The sequence below is a fragment of the Streptomyces sp. NBC_00425 genome (assembly GCF_036030735.1).
GTDB lineage: Bacteria > Actinomycetota > Actinomycetes > Streptomycetales > Streptomycetaceae > Streptomyces.
Genome location: NZ_CP107928.1, coordinates 4,173,921 through 4,189,606, shown reverse-complemented (window position 1 = coordinate 4,189,606; position 15,686 = coordinate 4,173,921). Strand labels below are relative to the sequence as shown.

At 72.7% G+C, this 15,686-nt stretch carries 14 protein-coding genes; 8 read left to right on the top strand and 6 right to left on the bottom strand.

Annotated features, from left to right (window positions below; translation table 11 throughout):
* The first annotated feature begins 17 nt into the window (after window positions 1-17).
* Window positions 18-875 carry a tRNA pseudouridine(38-40) synthase TruA gene (truA, locus tag OHS82_RS17750; protein ID WP_057584667.1) on the top strand — a complete coding sequence of 286 codons (858 nt, stop codon included), beginning with the start codon at window positions 18-20 and terminating at the stop codon, window positions 873-875.
* A 34-nt stretch (window positions 876-909) separates the two neighbouring features.
* Here the strand turns inward: truA and OHS82_RS17745 are convergent, their stop codons facing one another.
* Window positions 910-1,779: a hypothetical protein gene (locus OHS82_RS17745; RefSeq protein WP_328434134.1), complete on the bottom strand. Its 870-nt coding sequence runs from the start codon at window positions 1,777-1,779 to the stop codon at window positions 910-912.
* A 401-nt stretch (window positions 1,780-2,180) separates the two neighbouring features.
* Here OHS82_RS17745 and rplM point away from each other — a divergent pair, with 401 nt between their 5' ends.
* The 3 genes from rplM to glmM all read left to right on the top strand — a co-directional run bounded on the left by rplM (window position 2,181) and on the right by glmM (window position 4,810).
* The gene (gene rplM / locus OHS82_RS17740; protein ID WP_020132189.1) at window positions 2,181-2,624 is read left to right on the top strand and encodes a 50S ribosomal protein L13; all 444 of its coding nucleotides are present in this window, start codon (window positions 2,181-2,183) and stop codon (window positions 2,622-2,624) included.
* A 40-nt stretch (window positions 2,625-2,664) separates the two neighbouring features.
* A complete protein-coding gene (rpsI, locus tag OHS82_RS17735) occupies window positions 2,665-3,186 on the top strand; it encodes a 30S ribosomal protein S9 (protein WP_057584665.1) in 522 nt (173 codons plus the stop codon).
* 265 nt (window positions 3,187-3,451) lie between these two features.
* Window positions 3,452-4,810 carry a phosphoglucosamine mutase gene (gene glmM, locus OHS82_RS17730; RefSeq protein ID WP_057584664.1) on the top strand — a complete coding sequence of 453 codons (1,359 nt, stop codon included), beginning with the start codon at window positions 3,452-3,454 and terminating at the stop codon, window positions 4,808-4,810.
* 208 nt (window positions 4,811-5,018) lie between these two features.
* Here glmM and OHS82_RS17725 read toward each other — a convergent pair whose 3' ends face one another.
* Both OHS82_RS17725 and coaA read right to left on the bottom strand, forming a co-directional pair.
* Window positions 5,019-5,939 (bottom strand): DUF389 domain-containing protein, encoded by a 921-nt coding sequence (locus OHS82_RS17725; protein ID WP_057584663.1) that lies wholly within the window; start codon window positions 5,937-5,939, stop codon window positions 5,019-5,021.
* 16 nt (window positions 5,940-5,955) lie between these two features.
* Window positions 5,956-6,924 (bottom strand): type I pantothenate kinase, encoded by a 969-nt coding sequence (gene coaA / locus OHS82_RS17720; protein WP_057584662.1) that lies wholly within the window; start codon window positions 6,922-6,924, stop codon window positions 5,956-5,958.
* Window positions 6,925-7,178: 254 nt separating this feature from the next.
* Here coaA and glmS point away from each other — a divergent pair, with 254 nt between their 5' ends.
* Window positions 7,179-9,026 carry a glutamine--fructose-6-phosphate transaminase (isomerizing) gene (gene glmS / locus OHS82_RS17715; RefSeq protein WP_328434133.1) on the top strand — a complete coding sequence of 616 codons (1,848 nt, stop codon included), beginning with the start codon at window positions 7,179-7,181 and terminating at the stop codon, window positions 9,024-9,026.
* Window positions 9,027-9,095: 69 nt separating this feature from the next.
* On the opposite strand, the gene OHS82_RS17710 is transcribed toward glmS, so the two are convergent.
* Together OHS82_RS17710 and OHS82_RS17705 are read right to left on the bottom strand one after the other, a co-directional pair.
* Entirely contained in the window at window positions 9,096-10,859 is a 1,764-nt protein-coding gene (locus OHS82_RS17710) for a M16 family metallopeptidase (RefSeq protein ID WP_328434132.1), read from the bottom strand.
* Window positions 10,856-11,845, bottom strand: coding sequence for a hypothetical protein (locus tag OHS82_RS17705; RefSeq protein WP_328434131.1), 990 nt, complete (start codon window positions 11,843-11,845; stop codon window positions 10,856-10,858). Before OHS82_RS17705 ends, OHS82_RS17710 begins: the two co-directional genes overlap by 4 nt.
* A gap of 172 nt (window positions 11,846-12,017) precedes the next feature.
* Between OHS82_RS17705 and OHS82_RS17700 the strand changes: the two genes are divergently transcribed.
* Complete coding sequence (locus tag OHS82_RS17700; protein ID WP_057584784.1) at window positions 12,018-12,389, top strand: holo-ACP synthase; 372 nt, start codon at window positions 12,018-12,020, stop codon at window positions 12,387-12,389.
* A gap of 46 nt (window positions 12,390-12,435) precedes the next feature.
* On the top strand, window positions 12,436-13,875 hold the full coding sequence (locus OHS82_RS17695) for a bifunctional ADP-dependent NAD(P)H-hydrate dehydratase/NAD(P)H-hydrate epimerase (RefSeq protein WP_057584660.1): 1,440 nt from the start codon (window positions 12,436-12,438) through the stop codon (window positions 13,873-13,875).
* A gap of 99 nt (window positions 13,876-13,974) precedes the next feature.
* Here the strand turns inward: OHS82_RS17695 and OHS82_RS17690 are convergent, their stop codons facing one another.
* Entirely contained in the window at window positions 13,975-14,334 is a 360-nt protein-coding gene (locus OHS82_RS17690; protein WP_328434130.1) for a hypothetical protein, read from the bottom strand.
* Window positions 14,335-14,510: 176 nt separating this feature from the next.
* Here OHS82_RS17690 and alr point away from each other — a divergent pair, with 176 nt between their 5' ends.
* Window positions 14,511-15,674 carry an alanine racemase gene (gene alr, locus OHS82_RS17685; RefSeq protein ID WP_057584658.1) on the top strand — a complete coding sequence of 388 codons (1,164 nt, stop codon included), beginning with the start codon at window positions 14,511-14,513 and terminating at the stop codon, window positions 15,672-15,674.
* Window positions 15,675-15,686 lie beyond the last annotated feature (12 nt).

The window sequence follows — 15,686 nt, the reverse complement described above, 5'->3', positions numbered from 1 at the left end:
GCTGAGAGGATCTGTAGGTGAGTGACGAAGCACAGCCCGGGTTCGTGCGGGTGCGGCTGGACCTGTCCTACGACGGGGCCGAATTCTCCGGATGGGCCAAGCAGGCCGGGGGACGGCGGACCGTGCAGGGAGAGATCGAGGACGCGCTGCGGACCGTCACCCGGTCGGGCGGGACGACGTACGAGCTGACCGTGGCCGGGCGCACCGACGCCGGGGTGCACGCGCGGGGCCAGGTCGCCCATGTCGACCTGCCGGAGGCGGTCTGGCGTGAGCACCACGAGAAGCTGCTCAAGCGGCTCGCCGGGCGGTTGCCGAAGGACGTGCGGGTGTGGGCCCTGCGGGAGGCGCCGAGCGGCTTCAACGCGCGGTTCTCGGCGATCTGGCGGCGGTACGCCTACCGGGTCACCGACAACCCCGGAGGCGTCGATCCGCTGCTGCGGGGGCACGTCCTGTGGCACGACTGGCCGCTCGACGTGGACGCCATGAACGAGGCGGCCCGGCAGCTGATCGGCGAGCACGACTTCGCCGCGTACTGCAAGAAGCGGGAGGGCGCGACCACCATCCGCACGCTCCAGGAGCTGAGTCTGGCGAAGGGCGACGACGGGATCGTCACCGCCACCGTCCGGGCCGACGCCTTCTGCCACAACATGGTGCGTTCGCTGATCGGGGCGCTGCTGTTCGTGGGAGACGGGCACCGCGGTCCTGAGTGGCCCGCCAAGGTGCTCGCCGCCGGCGTGCGGGACTCGGCCGTGCACGTCGTGCGGCCGCACGGGCTGACGCTGGAGGAGGTCGGCTACCCGGCGGACGGGCTGCTCGCCGCGCGCAGCAAGGAGGCGCGCAACCGTCGGACGCTGCCCGGGGCCGGCTGCTGCTGACCCCGCCCCGCGCCTCGTGGCCCGGGCCGGCCGGTCAGCTGTTGGCGGCCGCCGACGCCTGGGCCTCGCCGCGGCGGCGGAGCTGCTGGAACGCGAACTCGGCCAGGTCGTCGCCGGTGGTGAAGACGGCGGTGTCCTTGGTGGTGACGTCCTTGCCGTTCGCGAAGCCGGTGAGCGTGAAGTAGGCGTACCGGCCGTAGGAGTTGGTCGTGGAGCGGCAGATCGCGCCGTTGCAGAAGGCCTTGACGCCTCCGCCGGCGAGGGCCTTGACGATGCTCTTGCCGTCGGACTGGCTCTTGACCTTGGAGGCCTGCGCCTCGGTGTCGAAGACGGCCACGCCGACCGTGACCGCGATCCCGTCCCTGGCGTACGTGACGCGTATCATGCGGGTGCAGCCGTTGGCGGCGAGGATTTTGCCCAGGGTGCCCGCGGCGCCCGTGGCGCACGTGGTGCTGTCGGCCTTGGCGCCCTTCTTGTACACGGCCGGGCCCATGGTCAGTCGCAGGCCGGGAAAGAGCAGGTCCGGCCCGTTGGGGGCGGTGTCCTTGGCCTTGCTGGAGACGAACTCCTTCGGGTCCAGCGGGGGCGGGGCGCTGGTCGGCGCGAACGACGGGGTGGAGGACGCGCTCGGCAGGTCGGCGGGCAGCGAGGACGTGGGCCGGTTGGCCTTGTCGTCGCCGTTCGCCGACACCACGCCCATGGCCACGGCGGTGCCGATGCCGAGCGTGGCGAGCGCGCCGCCGCCTATGAACAGCAGCCGGCGGCGTTTGTTGCGCGTCTCGGACGCCTCGGCGAGCGCGGCCCAGTCCGGGGTGCTGGCGTCATCGCCGGTGCCCCACGGCTGCTGGGAGTTCGGTTTCCACGGATCCCACTGGGACTGAGGTCCCCCCTGCCCATAGCTCATGGGGCGCATCTTAGACGGGGTGCGGGGTGTGCTGTTCCGTGCCGACGGGCACCGGAGCCGGGTGGATTCCGGGGCGGGGGGCGGGCAAACACGACATCTCCGGGTGCTTCGTGCGACGTTCTCCCAGGCCGTCCCCGGACATGTGGCGCGGGCCACTCCGGAGGGGCGTTTCCCGCGTCGATCGGGCTCGTTTTGACCCCACCATGGAGACGCGGGTATCCTGCATCTTCGTTGTGTATTGGCGCGCTCTTCTCACGGGACGGGCCCTTACACCGGTCCACCGGGCCGATGACCAGCGACCAGCACGCGGTATGCGTCACCGCAGTGCGGTCTCGGCTGTCGTGATCGTCTTCGGTGACCTTGTCAGGACCAATTCACTGAAGAAGCGAAGGCTACGAACCGTGCGTACGTACAGCCCCAAGCCCGGCGATGTGACGCGCCAGTGGCACGTCATCGACGCTCAGGACATCGTCCTGGGCCGTCTCGCCACCACTGCCGCGTCCCTCCTCCGGGGCAAGCACAAGCCGATCTACGCGCCCCACGTCGACACCGGTGACTTCGTCATCATCATCAACGCCGACAAGGTGCACCTCTCCGGCAACAAGCGGACCCAGAAGATGGCGTACCGCCACTCCGGGTACCCGGGCGGTCTGCGCTCCGTGCGCTACGACGACCTTCTCGCGAACAACCCCGAGAAGGCCGTCGAGAAGGCCGTCAAGGGCATGCTCCCCAAGAACACGCTGGGCCGTCAGATGCTCTCGAAGCTGAAGGTCTACAAGGGTGACGTGCACCCGCACGCGGCGCAGCAGCCCGTGCCGTTCGAGATCACCCAGGTCGCGCAGTAATTCCGGCCACACCCCTAGCTGAAAAGAACTGAGGAGAACCGTGGCCGAGACCACTGCCGAGCAGCCGCTCGAAGAGACCGAGCTCGTCGACATCGAGAGCTACACCACCGAGTCCGAGGTCCCCGTCGAGGGTGAGTACACCTCGGAGTCCCTGGCCTCCCGCTTCGGCGAGGCCCAGCCGGCGGCCGGCCTGGGCCGTCGCAAGAACGCCATCGCCCGCGTCCGGATCGTTCCGGGCTCCGGCAAGTGGAAGATCAACGGGCGCACGCTCGAGGACTACTTCCCGAACAAGGTGCACCAGCAGGAAGTCAACGAGCCCTTCAAGGTGCTCGAGCTCGACAACCGCTACGACGTCATCGCCCGCATCGCGGGTGGCGGCGTCTCCGGTCAGGCCGGTGCGCTCCGTCTCGGTGTCGCCCGTGCGCTGAACGAGGCCGACGTCGACAACAACCGCGGCGCCCTCAAGAAGGCCGGCTTCCTCACGCGTGACGACCGCGCGGTCGAGCGCAAGAAGGCCGGTCTGAAGAAGGCCCGCAAGGCCCCGCAGTACAGCAAGCGCTAAGCTTCGCTGCCTGCTCGTACGTATTCCCGGAGCGGGTCTCTCGCCTCGCCCGTACGTACTCCGAACGCCCCGGCGGCACGCCACAGTGTCGTCGGGGCGTTCGTTTTATCGCAGCCGTGGGCGTATAACGGCACAAGGTGCTCAAAGGCTTGTGCGATGGGATGCCCGGGGCATCAAATGCCTGGATGCGGGAGCGGCCGCAGGCCGGCTGACCGGCGACCGGGCCCGCACGGCCTGTGAAACTGACGCTTCCTCAGGAGGACAAGTGGGACGACTCTTCGGCACGGACGGCGTGCGCGGTGTCGCCAACGCGGATCTGACGGCGGAGATGGCCCTCGGCCTGTCCGTCGCGGCGGCGCACGTGCTGGCCGAGGCGGGCACCTTCGAGGGTCACCGACCGGTGGCCGTCGTCGGACGGGACCCGCGCGCGTCCGGGGAGTTCCTGGAAGCCGCCGTGGTGGCGGGTCTGGCGAGTGCGGGCGTGGACGTGCTGAAGGTCGGCGTGCTGCCGACGCCGGCGGTCGCGTACCTCACCGGCGTGCTCGGCGCGGACCTCGGCGTGATGCTCTCGGCCAGCCACAACGCGATGCCGGACAACGGCGTCAAGTTCTTCGCCCGCGGCGGTCACAAGCTCGCCGACGAGCTCGAGGACGCCATCGAGACCGTCTACGAGGAGCACCGCACCGGCGCGCCCTGGGACCGGCCGACCGGCGGCGGCGTCGGTCGCGTGCGCAGTTACGACGAGGGGTTCGACCGGTACGTCGCCCACCTCATCGCCGTCCTGCCGAACCGGCTCGACGGGCTGCGGATCGTCCTCGACGAGGCGCACGGCGCCGCCGCGTGGGTGTCGCCGGAGGCGTTCGCCCGGGCCGGCGCGGAGATCGTGACCATCGGGGCCGAGCCGGACGGGCTCAACATCAACGACGGCTGCGGGTCGACCCACCTGGACAAGCTGAAGGCCGCGGTCATCGAGCACGGCGCCGCCCTCGGCATCGCGCACGACGGTGACGCGGACCGGTGCCTCGCCGTGGACCACACGGGTGAGGAGATCGACGGCGACCAGATCCTCGCCGTGCTGGCGCTGTCCATGCGGGAGCGGGGCGTGCTGCGCTCGGACACCGTTGTCGCGACCGTCATGTCCAACCTCGGCTTCAAGCTGGCCATGGAGCGCGAGGGGATCCACCTCGTGCAGGCCGCGGTCGGCGACCGCTATGTGCTCGAGGAGATGAAGCAGCACGGGTACGCGCTCGGCGGCGAGCAGTCCGGGCATGTGATCATCCTCGACCATGCGACGACCGGCGACGGCACGCTGACCGGGCTGATGCTGGCGGCTCGCGTCGCGGAGACGGGGCGGTCGCTGCGTGAGCTGGCCTCCGTGATGGAGCGGTTGCCGCAGGTCCTGATCAACGTGCCCGACGTCGACAGGTCCCGGGTCGGGAACTCGGCCGAGCTGGCGACCGCCGTCGGCGAGGCGGAGCGGGAACTCGGGTCCACCGGGCGGGTGTTGCTGCGGCCGTCCGGGACCGAGCCGCTGGTTCGGGTGATGGTCGAGGCGGCGGACATCGATCAGGCTCGGGCTGTCGCCGGGCGGCTGGCGGATGTCGTGAAGTCGGCGCTGGGTTAGCCGGAGGCGGGCCGGGGTCGATCGGGGTTGGGGTTCTGCGCGTCGCGGCTGCGGGTGCGTGGTGGCTGGTCGCGCAGTTCCCCGCGCCCCTGGGGGCTGGCCTGGGCGGCGTTGGGTGGTGCGGGTTTGCCGGGGCTTGTTGCGCAGTTCCCCGCGCCCCTGGGTGGGGTGGTCCGGGTGGTGTTGGGTGGTGCGGGTTTGTTGGGGGTCACTGGCGTTTTGACCAGGCCCATTTTTGGGTCAGGAGGGTCAGGGTGCCGGCCAGGATGATGCCCAGGAGGTTCAGCAGGAGCTGTTGTGCCGAGCCCCAGGTCTGGTTCATGTCGCCGTAGCTGAGGGCGACCGCCGCGTTCGCCGCCGCCGGGACCGTCGTCACCGAGATCGCCACGCCCACCAGGGCGCCCGACTTCGCCGACGTCAGCGAGAGCGTGCCGGCGACTCCGGCCAGCACGGCGACGACGAAGGAGAAGGCGTCCGGGGCGTAGACGAAGCCGGTCTGGGGGCGGTCTGCCTCCAGCCGCGCCTGGCTGAACAGGTCCAGCGCGTCCATGAAGAGGCTGAAGCCCACGGTCACCGCCATGGCCACGGCGAAGCCCACCAGGAGTGCGATCAGCGAGCGCAGGGCCAGGCGGGGGGCGCGCTGCACGATCGAGGTGGAGATGCCGGCGAGCGGGCCGAACTCCGGGCCGACCGCCATCGCGCCGACGATGAGGACCGCGTTGTCGAGCACCACGCCGCAGGCCGCGATCATCGTGGCCAGCGTGATGAAGGCGAGGTAGGTGACGGAGAGCGTCGACTCCTCGTGGGTGGCGTCGGTCAGGTGCTCCCACAGGACCGCGTCGGCGGCTTCGCCGGGGGCCTCCGCCTCGGCCTTGTCCGCGCGCAGGGAGAGCGACAGGTCGATGTTCTCCACGGCGATCGAGCCGGTCTCCTCCAGGCCCAACTCCTGCAGTTCGGACAGGAGTTCGTCGCCTGCCTCGCGGGCCACGTCGCACAGGACGACGTCGCCGGCCGGGTTGCGGGCGGCCTCGGGCAGGACCACCAGATGGGTGGCCCCGACGGTCCGCTCGATCAGACGGACCACGTCGTCGGTCCGCTCCGCCGGGGTGATCAGACGCAGGTGCAGCATGGGGGCAGGGTAGCCGTCAGAGTTTGCGCAGGCGCAGCCGCTGGACCTTGTGGTCGGGGCCCTTGCGGACCACGAGGCCGGCCCGGCCGCGGGTGGGGGCGATGTTCTCCACCAGGTTCGGTTTGTTGATGGTGCGCCAGAGCGTGCGGGCGTAGTCGAGGGCCTCCTCCTCGGAGACCTGGGTGTACTTGCGGAAGTACGAGTCCGGGTTCTGGAAGGCGGTCTGACGCAGTTTCCGGAACCGGCTGAGGTACCAGCGCTCGATGTCCTCGGTGCTCGCGTCGACGTACACGCTGAAGTCGAAGTAGTCGGCGAGGCCGACGCGGGTGCGGCCGTCGCTGCCGGGCAGGGCGGGCTGCAGGACGTTCAGGCCCTCGACGATGAGGATGTCGGGGCGGCGGACGGCGAGCCGTCGGTCGGGGACGATGTCGTAGATCAGGTGGGAGTAGACGGGCGCGGTGACCTCGCCCTTGCCCGCCTTGATGTCGGCGACGAACCGGGTCAGCGCGCGGCGGTCGTAGGACTCGGGGAAGCCCTTGCGGGACATCAGGCCGCGGGCCTCGAGTTCCCGAGTGGGCAGCAGGAAGCCGTCCGTGGTGACCAGTTCCACGCGCGGGTGCTCCGGCCAGCGGGAGAGCAGGGCCTGCAGCAGACGGGCGACCGTGGACTTGCCGACGGCGACGGAGCCGGCGACCCCTATCACGAAGGGGGTGCCGGACTGCGAGCCCTTCTCGCCCAGGAAGGTGTTCAGGGCGCCGCGCAGGCCGTCGGTGGCGCCCACGTAGAGGTTGAGGAGGCGGGAGAGCGGGAGGTAGATGTCCCGCACCTCGTCGAGGTCGATGACGTCGCCCAGACCGCGCAGCTTCTCGAGCTCCTCGGCGGTCAGCGGCAGCGGGGTCTTCTCCCGCAGCGCACTCCACTCGGATCGGGTGAGGTCGACGTAGGGAGTCGCCTCCGGCTTGTGCCGGTGGGCGCTCCGGGGCATCGGGGGGACCGGAGAGATCACAGTCCATTGTTAACGGAGTTTGAACGCGATGGCGGGTGGGGTCCGTCACGCCGGTCGGCGGGGAGCCGCCTGGGGGCGGCGTCGGGGCGCGGACTGGGCGCGGACTGGGCGCGGACTGTGTGTGGGCAGGGCGGGGACGGGTGCGGACGGGGTGTTCGTGCGGCGGTGGGAATTTCCGGAATCGGGCACGCGGAGGCTCTTTCGGGGCGGGCTTCGGCCGTAGGCTGCCGCGCATGTGCGGAATCGTGGGATACGTGGGGTCTCAGTCGGCGCTCGACGTCGTGATGGCCGGACTGAAGCGGCTGGAGTACCGGGGGTACGACTCGGCGGGCGTCGCCGTGCCGGCCGACGGGGGGCTCGCCGCGGCGAAGAAGGCGGGCAAGCTCGTCAATCTGGAGAAGGAGCTGACGGAGCGGCCGCTGCCGGCCGGGACGACGGGCATCGGGCACACCCGGTGGGCCACACACGGCGGGCCCACCGACGCCAACGCCCACCCGCATCTCGACAACGCCGGGCGGGTCGCCGTCGTGCACAACGGGATCATCGAGAACTTCGCGGCGCTGCGGGCCGAACTGGCCGAGCGGGGACACGAGCTGCTGTCCGAGACCGACACCGAGGCCGTCGCCCATCTGCTCGCCGAGGAGTTCTCCGTGACCTCCGACCTGGCGGAGGCGATGCGGCTCGTGTGCCGGCGGCTCGAGGGCGCGTTCACGCTGGTCGCGGTGCACGCGGACGAGCCGGACGTGGTGGTCGGGGCGCGCCGCAACTCGCCGCTGGTGGTGGGTGTCGGCGAGGGCGAGGCCTTTCTCGCCTCGGACGTCGCCGCGTTCATCGCGCACACCCGGTCGGCGATCGAACTGGGCCAGGACCAGGTGGTGGAACTGCGCCGGGACGGGGTGACGGTCACCGGGTTCGACGGCCGGCCCGCCCAGGTGCGTTCGTACCACGTCGACTGGGACGCGTCGGCGGCGGAGAAGGGGGGCTACGACTACTTCATGCTCAAGGAGATCGCCGAGCAGCCCAAGGCCGTGGCCGACACCCTGCTCGGGCGGATCGACGCCGGCGGCTCGCTGACCCTCGACGAGGTGCGCATCCCCGCACGGGAGCTGCGGGAGATCGACAAGATCGTCGTCGTCGCCTGCGGTACGGCCTTCCACGCCGGGCTGATCGCCAAGTACGCCATCGAGCACTGGACGCGCATCCCCTGCGAAGTGGAGCTGGCCAGCGAGTTCCGCTACCGGGACCCGATCCTGGACCCGCGCTCCCTCGTCATCGCCATCTCCCAGTCCGGCGAGACGATGGACACGCTGATGGCGCTGCGGCACGCGCGGGACCAGGGGTCGAAGGTGCTGGCCATCTGCAACACCAACGGGTCGACCATCCCCCGTGAGTCGGACGCCGTGCTCTACACGCACGCGGGGCCTGAGGTGGCCGTCGCGTCCACCAAGGCGTTCCTGACCCAGCTGGTGGCGTGCTACCTGGTCGCCCTGTATCTCGGTCAGGTGCGCGGCACCAAGTGGGGGGACGAGATCCGGGCCGTCGTCCGGGACCTGGCGCGGATCTCCGGCGAGGTGGAGCGGGTGCTGGAGACCATGGAGCCGGTGCGGGAGCTGGCCCGGTCGCTGGCCGACAAGGACACCGTGCTGTTCCTCGGCCGGCACGTGGGCTATCCCGTCGCGCTGGAGGGCGCCCTCAAGCTGAAGGAGCTCGCCTACATGCACGCGGAGGGGTTCGCGGCGGGGGAGCTGAAGCACGGGCCGATCGCCCTCATCGAGGAGGACCTGCCGGTGGTGGTGGTCGTGCCCTCGCCGCGCGGCCGGTCCGTCCTGCACGACAAGATCGTCTCCAACATCCAGGAGATCCGGGCGCGGGGGGCGCGGACGATCGTGATCGCGGAGGAGGGGGACGAGGCGGTCGTGCCGTACGCCGACCACCTCGTGCGGATCCCCGCCACGCCGGTGCTGCTGCAGCCGCTGGTCGCGACGGTGCCGTTGCAGGTGTTCGCGTGCGAGCTGGCGACCGCGCGGGGCAACGAGGTGGATCAGCCGCGCAACCTCGCCAAGTCGGTCACCGTGGAGTAGAGGCCGTCGCCATGGCGGCGTGGCGTCAGCGTGGGGGGCGTGCCATGTGTCCGCCCCCCATGCGGTGGGTCAGTTCCGGGTGCGGCGCCTGCGGGCGGCGAACAGCTTCCAGGCCGCGAAGAGCAGCGGCAGTTCCATGATCCAGACGCCGGTGACCGCGTCCCACTCGGGATCCGCCATCGCGGACTCGTCGGCGGTGATGACCCCGCACAGCACGCCCCAGGCCGCCGCCAGCAGGCCCACAAGCCAAAGAGCGGCGGTCCAGCCCCCCACCGAGCCGCCGGCGCCGGCCGAAGGGGCCGTCGGGGGCCGCTTGCGGGGCTGCGGGATGTGGTCGGGTTCACGGGCCGGCATCCGCACGATCGCCCCGCCGGGCACGGCCGCGTCCAGCGCCGCGATGCGGTCCGGGGTGACGCCCTTGTACAGGGTCGGCTCCACGGTGACCGAGAAACCGTCGTGACCGGTGAGGGTGCGGGCGCCGTCGGGACGCGTGGTCATCGCCGCGCAGGCGTCGTGGCGGACGGTGACCGGGCCCCTCGGGGTGAGCAGGCTGACGCCCTCCGCGCCGATGACCAGGGCGACGTCCTCGTCCTCCAGGGACTGGTGGCGGGTGCCGGTCACGGCGGCCGTCGAGAACTGCGGGGCGAGGGTGAGGCCCGCCCAGTCGACGCCCCGGCCCGGCACCTGCAGCAGCGCGCCGTCCCACGCCTGGCGGGCGACCTCGTGGAGGTCCTGCGTCGTCACCGCGTTCAGCTCGGCCCGGTGCTGGTCGGGGGTGAGGAGCGGGTGCCCGAGCAGCAGGCTCAGCGCGTACGAGGGGAGCACGGCCGCGCCGAGGTCGGGGGCGTCGTACACCTTGAGGAGCTTGCCGCGGACGGAGTCCAGCTCGGCCTGCTCGATGCGGCCCGCGCGCAGCCGCGCGAGGGTGTCGACGAAGCCGCCGACGACCGCGTCCTGCTTCTGCGGGAGGGCGTCGGCGTACGCGGTGAGGGTGGCGAACTCGGCGTCGCGCGGGCTGTAGTCGGCCTCCGCGGAGTAGGAGTAGCCGCCCTCCTGACGCAGGTCCTGGAAGAGGGCCCGGCCGAGGACGTCCGCGAAGACACTGGCCGCGGTGGAGCGGCGCAGCACCGAGGTGAGCACCACGTGCCCGTCGTCGCCGCTGATGTACGCCGGGGTGACGGGCAGGGCGCTGGTCGCGGCCGGGGCGGGGAAGCGGGAGCCCCGGGGGAGGGTCAGGTCCAGGCCCTCGGGGACGCGGTCGCTGGTGATCCACAGCACCGCGTTGTCGCTGGTGAAGCGAGTCTCGGCCCAGTGGCGGACCTGGTCGGGCGTGAGGCTCCAGGTGCCCAGTTCGTTGTAGCTGGACAGTCCGTAGCCCTGGGCGCCGTACCGCCACAGCGGCATCTGGTGCTGGGGTCCCCCGCCGCGGCCGGCCGCCTCCGTGCGGAGGATCTCCCGTTCGGTCTCCAGCCGCTCCATCGGCAGGTCCCGCAGCCCGGCGCACACGCTGTTCAGGTACTCGACCACCTCCTCCTCGCTGCCGTGCACGTGGAAGAGGGTGTACGCGTTCGCCGTCGCGCCGTTGTAGTGCAGGTCGGACAGGCCCAGCCGGTGCAGGGCGAGGTGCTCGACGAGATGGGTGACGCCGGCCGTGGCCAGCGTCTCGTCGGCACGGCCCACCCGGAAGAAGAGACCGGCGGTGATCTCCTTGCCGGCGGCGGGGGCGTAGAGGGTGGGCACGCCGTTCGTGGTGGTGTGCGAGACGAGGCCCTCGAGGGCGGCGAGGCCGTCCAGGTCGTCGACGCCGTCGTGCTTGTGCAGGTTCGTGGTCATCGGGCGCCGCCTCCAGAGGCTTCCAGTGCGGCCTTGCGGAAGCCGAGAAACGCGGACTTCTGGTCGGGCAGGTACTGCCACGGGTATTCCGTGGCGCGGTCGCCGAGGAAGGCGAAGTGCGGGGCCGCGTCCGCGTAATGGCCGCCCAGCGAGAACGCGAACGCGAACGCGTTGTGCGCGGCGACCGAGTTCCAGTCGGGCCGGTGGCCGGGGTGCAGCACGGAGACCTGGGCGGCGAAGCGCAGGTCGTCGCGGACCGGCACGCCCCGCAGGTACGCGGCGTCCTCGCCGCTCGGCAGGTCCAGCCAGTGCTCGATGTGGGCGAGGGCCACCACGGCGGCGGAGTTCGAACCGTCGGGGGCCCCGGTGGCGCACTCCCGGGCGAAACCGTGTGCCGCCTCCCAGGAGCCGCCCCACTTCGGGCAGAGCTGCTGCAGCAGTTGTGTCTGCGCGCGGTAGTGGTGCGGGTGGTGCGCGGACAGCCGGTCGTAGCGGCGGCGCGCCTCGGCCTGCCCCAGCTGCAGACCGCGCGCGGTCGTCAGCCGGGCGGTCCAGGCGGGGGCGTACGAGGGCTGTTCGGCGCAGACGTCGATCAGCAGCTGCTCGGCCCGCCGCAGCCAGTTGTGGAACTGGGTGAACTGGTCCTGCGAGACGTCCTTGGCGCGGGAGCCGCTGCGGATGTCCCAGCCGATGCAGACGTACCGCTCGGCCAGCAGGGTGCGGGGCAGCGGGTCGGCGGGCGATTCGGCGGCCGCCCGCTCCAGGAAGCCCTCGACGCCGGCGGTGTCGCCGAGGAGGCGGGCGGCCGAGGAGATCCTGTCGGCCGAACCGAGCCCCGCGAAGTACGCCCGGACGGCCGGCCAGTCCCCGGCCTGCGCGGCGGTGCGCAGCGGGATCAGCTCGGGTGTGTTGTCGTACGGGTCGAACGTCGGCCCCGACGAGCTCATGGATCTGCCGCTGGTCATGCCGCTGGTCTTGCTGCTCATTCCCCCCGCCCCCTGGCGTCGCCGTCCGCGGCGCGCGGGCTGGCCCCCCAGGGCGCGCGGCGGCGGTGAAAGTCCGCTGTGAAACTCTGCTTCCGACTTGACGTGATGTGACGCGATCAAGTCGCCGCAGGCTAGCACCAGGCGGTGACATCGAGGGCCTAGGGTGCTCGGCATGAGCATCATCGGGGTCGGTATCGACGTGGCCGAGATCGAGCGCTTCGCGGCGTCCATGGAACGGACACCCGGGCTCGCCGAGCGGCTTTTCCTGCGGAGCGAGTTGCTGCTGCCCAGCGGGGAGCGCAGGGGCGCGGCCTCGCTGGCGGCCCGGTTCGCGGCGAAGGAGGCCCTCGCCAAGGCGCTCGGGGCCCCGCCCGGACTGCTGTGGACCGACGCCGAGGTGTACGTCGAGGAGAGCGGGCGGCCCCGGTTGCGGGTGCAGGGGAGCGTCGCCGCCCGGGCGGCCGAACTGGGCGTACGGGGATGGCATGTGTCGCTGAGTCACGACGCGGGCGTGGCCTCGGCGGTGGTGGTGGCCGAAGGGTGAGGCGTGCGGGTGCGGCCGCGGGGGAGGCCGGGGCAGACTCGACCGTATGCGTACTGCCTACTGCGTGGAGACCGTCCGTCGTGCCGAACGGGAGCTGATGGCCCGGGTCCCGGAAGGGGCCCTCATGCAACGGGCCGCCGCCGGGCTCGCCGCCGCCTGCGCCGACCTGCTGGGCCGGGTGTACGGACGCCGGATCGTGCTGCTGGTCGGCAGCGGGGACAACGGGGGCGACGCCCTGTACGCCGGGGCGCGGCTCGCCCGGCGCGGGGCCGGGGTGACCGCGGTGCTGCTCGCGCCCGGGCGGGCCCATCCCGGGGGGCTGACGGCGCTGCGCCGGGCCGGCGGCGCGACCGTGGCTCCCGACGGGGCCGGCGACCTCGTCCGCCGCGCCGACCTGGTGCTCGACGGCGTCGTCGGGATCGGCGGCAAGGGCGGTCTGCGGCCGGAGGCGGCGGACGTGGCCGCGCTCGTCGAGCGGGCCGGGGCCCTCGTCGTCGCCGTCGACCTGCCCAGCGGCGTCGACGCCGACACCGGCGAGGTGCGCGGGAGCGCGATGCGCGCCGACCTCACCGTCACCTTCGGCACGCACAAGCCGGCGCTGCTCGTCGATCCCGCGCGCGAGTACGCCGGTTCGGTGCGGCTCGTCGACATCGGGCTAGGCGACCACCTGCCCGCCGTACCCGAGCTGGAGGCGCTGCAGCACGCGGACGTGGCCGCCCTGCTGCCGACGCCGGGCGGGGAGAGCGACAAGTACCGGCGGGGCGTCGTCGGGATCGCCGCCGGGTCGGCCCGGTATCCGGGGGCCGCCGTGCTCGCCGTCGCGGGTGCGCTGCGCGGCGGGGCCGGTGCGGTGCGGTACGTGGGTCCGGCCGGGGACGCGGTCCTCGCGCGGTTTCCCGAGACGCTCGTGTCGGAGCGGGGGCCCGCGCACGCCGGACGGGTGCAGGCCTGGGTCGTCGGCCCGGGCGCCGGGGACGACGCCGCGACGGTCGCCGAGGTGCTGGCCGCCGAGGTGCCCGTGCTGATCGACGCCGACGGGCTGCGGCTGGCGGACGCCGACGCGGTGCGGGGGCGTGCCGCGCCGACGCTGATGACGCCGCACGCCGGGGAGGCGGCCGCGCTGCTGGGCGTGGCGCGCGAGCAGGTGGAGGGGGCCCGGCTGGCCTCGGTGCGGGAGCTGGCGGCGCGGTACCGGGCGACGGTGCTGCTGAAGGGGTCGACGACGCTGGTCGCCGACGCGGGCGGTGAGGGCGCCGTGCGGGTCAACGCCACCGGGACGGCATGGCTCGCCACGGCCGGCAGCGGGGACGTGCTGTCGGGGCTCGCGGGCTCGTTGCTGGCGGCCGGGCTGGGGGCGCTGGACGCGGGGAGCGTCGGTGCGTATCTGCACGGCCTGGCGGGTCGGTACGCGGCGGACGGGGCGCCGGCCGGGGCGCACGACGTGGCCGAGGCGATCCCGCGCGCCTGGCGGGACGTGCGCGACTGACCCGCCGGACACGCCTGACACGAGTGAGGGGACGGAGACGAGTGAGGGGACGGAGACGAGTGAGGGGCCGGAGGCGGCCGGGGCGGCTGGAGGCCGGGTTCAGCCGGCCCGGAGTATCGACAGCACCGCTCCCGCCGTGCGGAGGAGGAAGTCGAGGACCGGGATGAACAGTACGAAACACATGTCACGTGCCGTGCCGGGGGACATCACCAGGTCCGTCAGGACGCGGGCCGCGAGGATGGCGAGCGCATAGCGCAGGGCGTCGGCCCCGACCTTGCGCCAACCGACCTTGCGCCAACCGGCCTTGCGCCGTCCTGACCTCAAGCCACGGCCCTTGAGGTCCCCGTCCGCCACGTCCCCGTGCGTCATGTCCCCGCCCTTCACGTCTGCGTCCGTCGAACTCGCCTCCCTCATGCCCTCGCCTGCTCCGCCGGCCAGGCCCACGCGGTGCGCTGTCACGCGGTGTGCCGTCACGCGGTGCGCTGCCGGTCGGTGCGCTGCCGGGCGGTGCTGACGCCCCTTGTACCAGCCCTGGGTAAGAGCGGCCCCGGCGCGCGCCGGCTGGTGGGTCACCGGGCGGGGACGTCGGCCCGGTGCCGGGAGTGCCGTTCTGCCGCTCTGCGACACTGGGCGCGATGAGTGAGACTGCCAAGCCGCCCGCCGCCCCGCCGCGCGCCCACGCCGAGATCGACCTGGCCGCACTGCGGGCCAACGTGCGTACCCTGCGCGCCAAGGCGCCGGGCGCCGCGTTCATGGCCGTGGTCAAGGCGGACGGGTACGGGCACGGGGCCGCACCCTGCGCCCGCGCCGCCGTCGAGGCCGGCGCCGCCTGGGTGGGCGCCGCCACGCCCGAGGAGGCCCTCGCGCTGCGCGCGCACGCCGGACTGCCCGCCGACGTGCGGATCATGTGCTGGCTGTGGACGCCGGGCGGGCCCTGGCGGGAGGCCGTCGAAGCCGGCCTCGACGTGTCGCTGAGCGGGCTGTGGGCGCTGCGGGAGGCCGTCGAGGGCGCACGCGCCGCCGGGCGGGCCGCCAGGGTGCAGCTCAAGGCCGACACCGGGCTCGGACGCAACGGATGCCAGCCCGCCGACTGGCCCGAGCTCGTCGGGGAGGCGCTGCGCGCCGAGCGCGAGGGACTGGTGCGGATCACCGGTCTGTGGTCGCACTTCGCCTGCGCCGACGAACCGGGGCACCCCTCGGTCGCCGCCCAGGTCGACCGGTTCCGCGAGATGGTGGCGTACGCCGAGCAGCAGGGCGCCCGGCCCGAGGTACGGCACATCGCCAACTCCCCGGCCGCGCTCACCCTCCCGGAGACCCACTTCGACCTGGTCCGCCCGGGGATCGCGATGTACGGCCTCTCGCCCAGCCCCGAGCTGGGCTCGTCCGCCGACCTCGGGCTGCGTCCGGTGATGACTCTCGCGGCCTCGCTGGCCCTGGTGAAGCGCGTCCCCGGGGGGCACGGCGTGAGCTACGGCCACCACTACGTCACCCCGGGCGAGACGACGCTCGGGCTGGTGCCCCTCGGGTACGCCGACGGCGTGCCCCGGCACGCCTCCGGGACGGGCCCGGTGCTGGTCGGCGGCAAGTGGCGGACGGCCGCCGGCCGCATCGCGATGGACCAGTTCGTCGTCGACCTCGGCGGCGACGATCCCGGCCCGGGCGCGGAGGCGGTCCTCTTCGGACCGGGCGACCGGGGCGAGCCCACGGCGCAGGACTGGGCACAGGCGGCCGGAACCATCGGGTACGAGATCGTCACGCGCATCGGATCGCGCGTTCCCCGCGTCTATGTGAATGAGTGACCGGACCGGGTA

What these genes read in the sequence shown, in the direction of transcription:
- OHS82_RS17695 (WP_057584660.1), top strand. Translation starts at nt 12,436, where the DNA reads ATGCGTACTGCCTACTGCGTGGAGACCGTCCGTCGTGCCGAACGGGAG.
- glmS (WP_328434133.1), top strand. Translation starts at nt 7,179, where the DNA reads ATGTGCGGAATCGTGGGATACGTGGGGTCTCAGTCGGCGCTCGACGTC.
- OHS82_RS17710 (WP_328434132.1), bottom strand. Translation starts at nt 10,859, where the DNA reads ATGACCACGAACCTGCACAAGCACGACGGCGTCGACGACCTGGACGGC.
- OHS82_RS17700 (WP_057584784.1), top strand. Translation starts at nt 12,018, where the DNA reads ATGAGCATCATCGGGGTCGGTATCGACGTGGCCGAGATCGAGCGCTTC.
- OHS82_RS17705 (WP_328434131.1), bottom strand. Translation starts at nt 11,845, where the DNA reads ATGAGCAGCAAGACCAGCGGCATGACCAGCGGCAGATCCATGAGCTCG.
- OHS82_RS17725 (WP_057584663.1), bottom strand. Translation starts at nt 5,939, where the DNA reads ATGCTGCACCTGCGTCTGATCACCCCGGCGGAGCGGACCGACGACGTG.
- alr (WP_057584658.1), top strand. Translation starts at nt 14,511, where the DNA reads ATGAGTGAGACTGCCAAGCCGCCCGCCGCCCCGCCGCGCGCCCACGCC.
- coaA (WP_057584662.1), bottom strand. Translation starts at nt 6,924, where the DNA reads ATGCCCCGGAGCGCCCACCGGCACAAGCCGGAGGCGACTCCCTACGTC.
- OHS82_RS17745 (WP_328434134.1), bottom strand. Translation starts at nt 1,779, where the DNA reads ATGAGCTATGGGCAGGGGGGACCTCAGTCCCAGTGGGATCCGTGGAAA.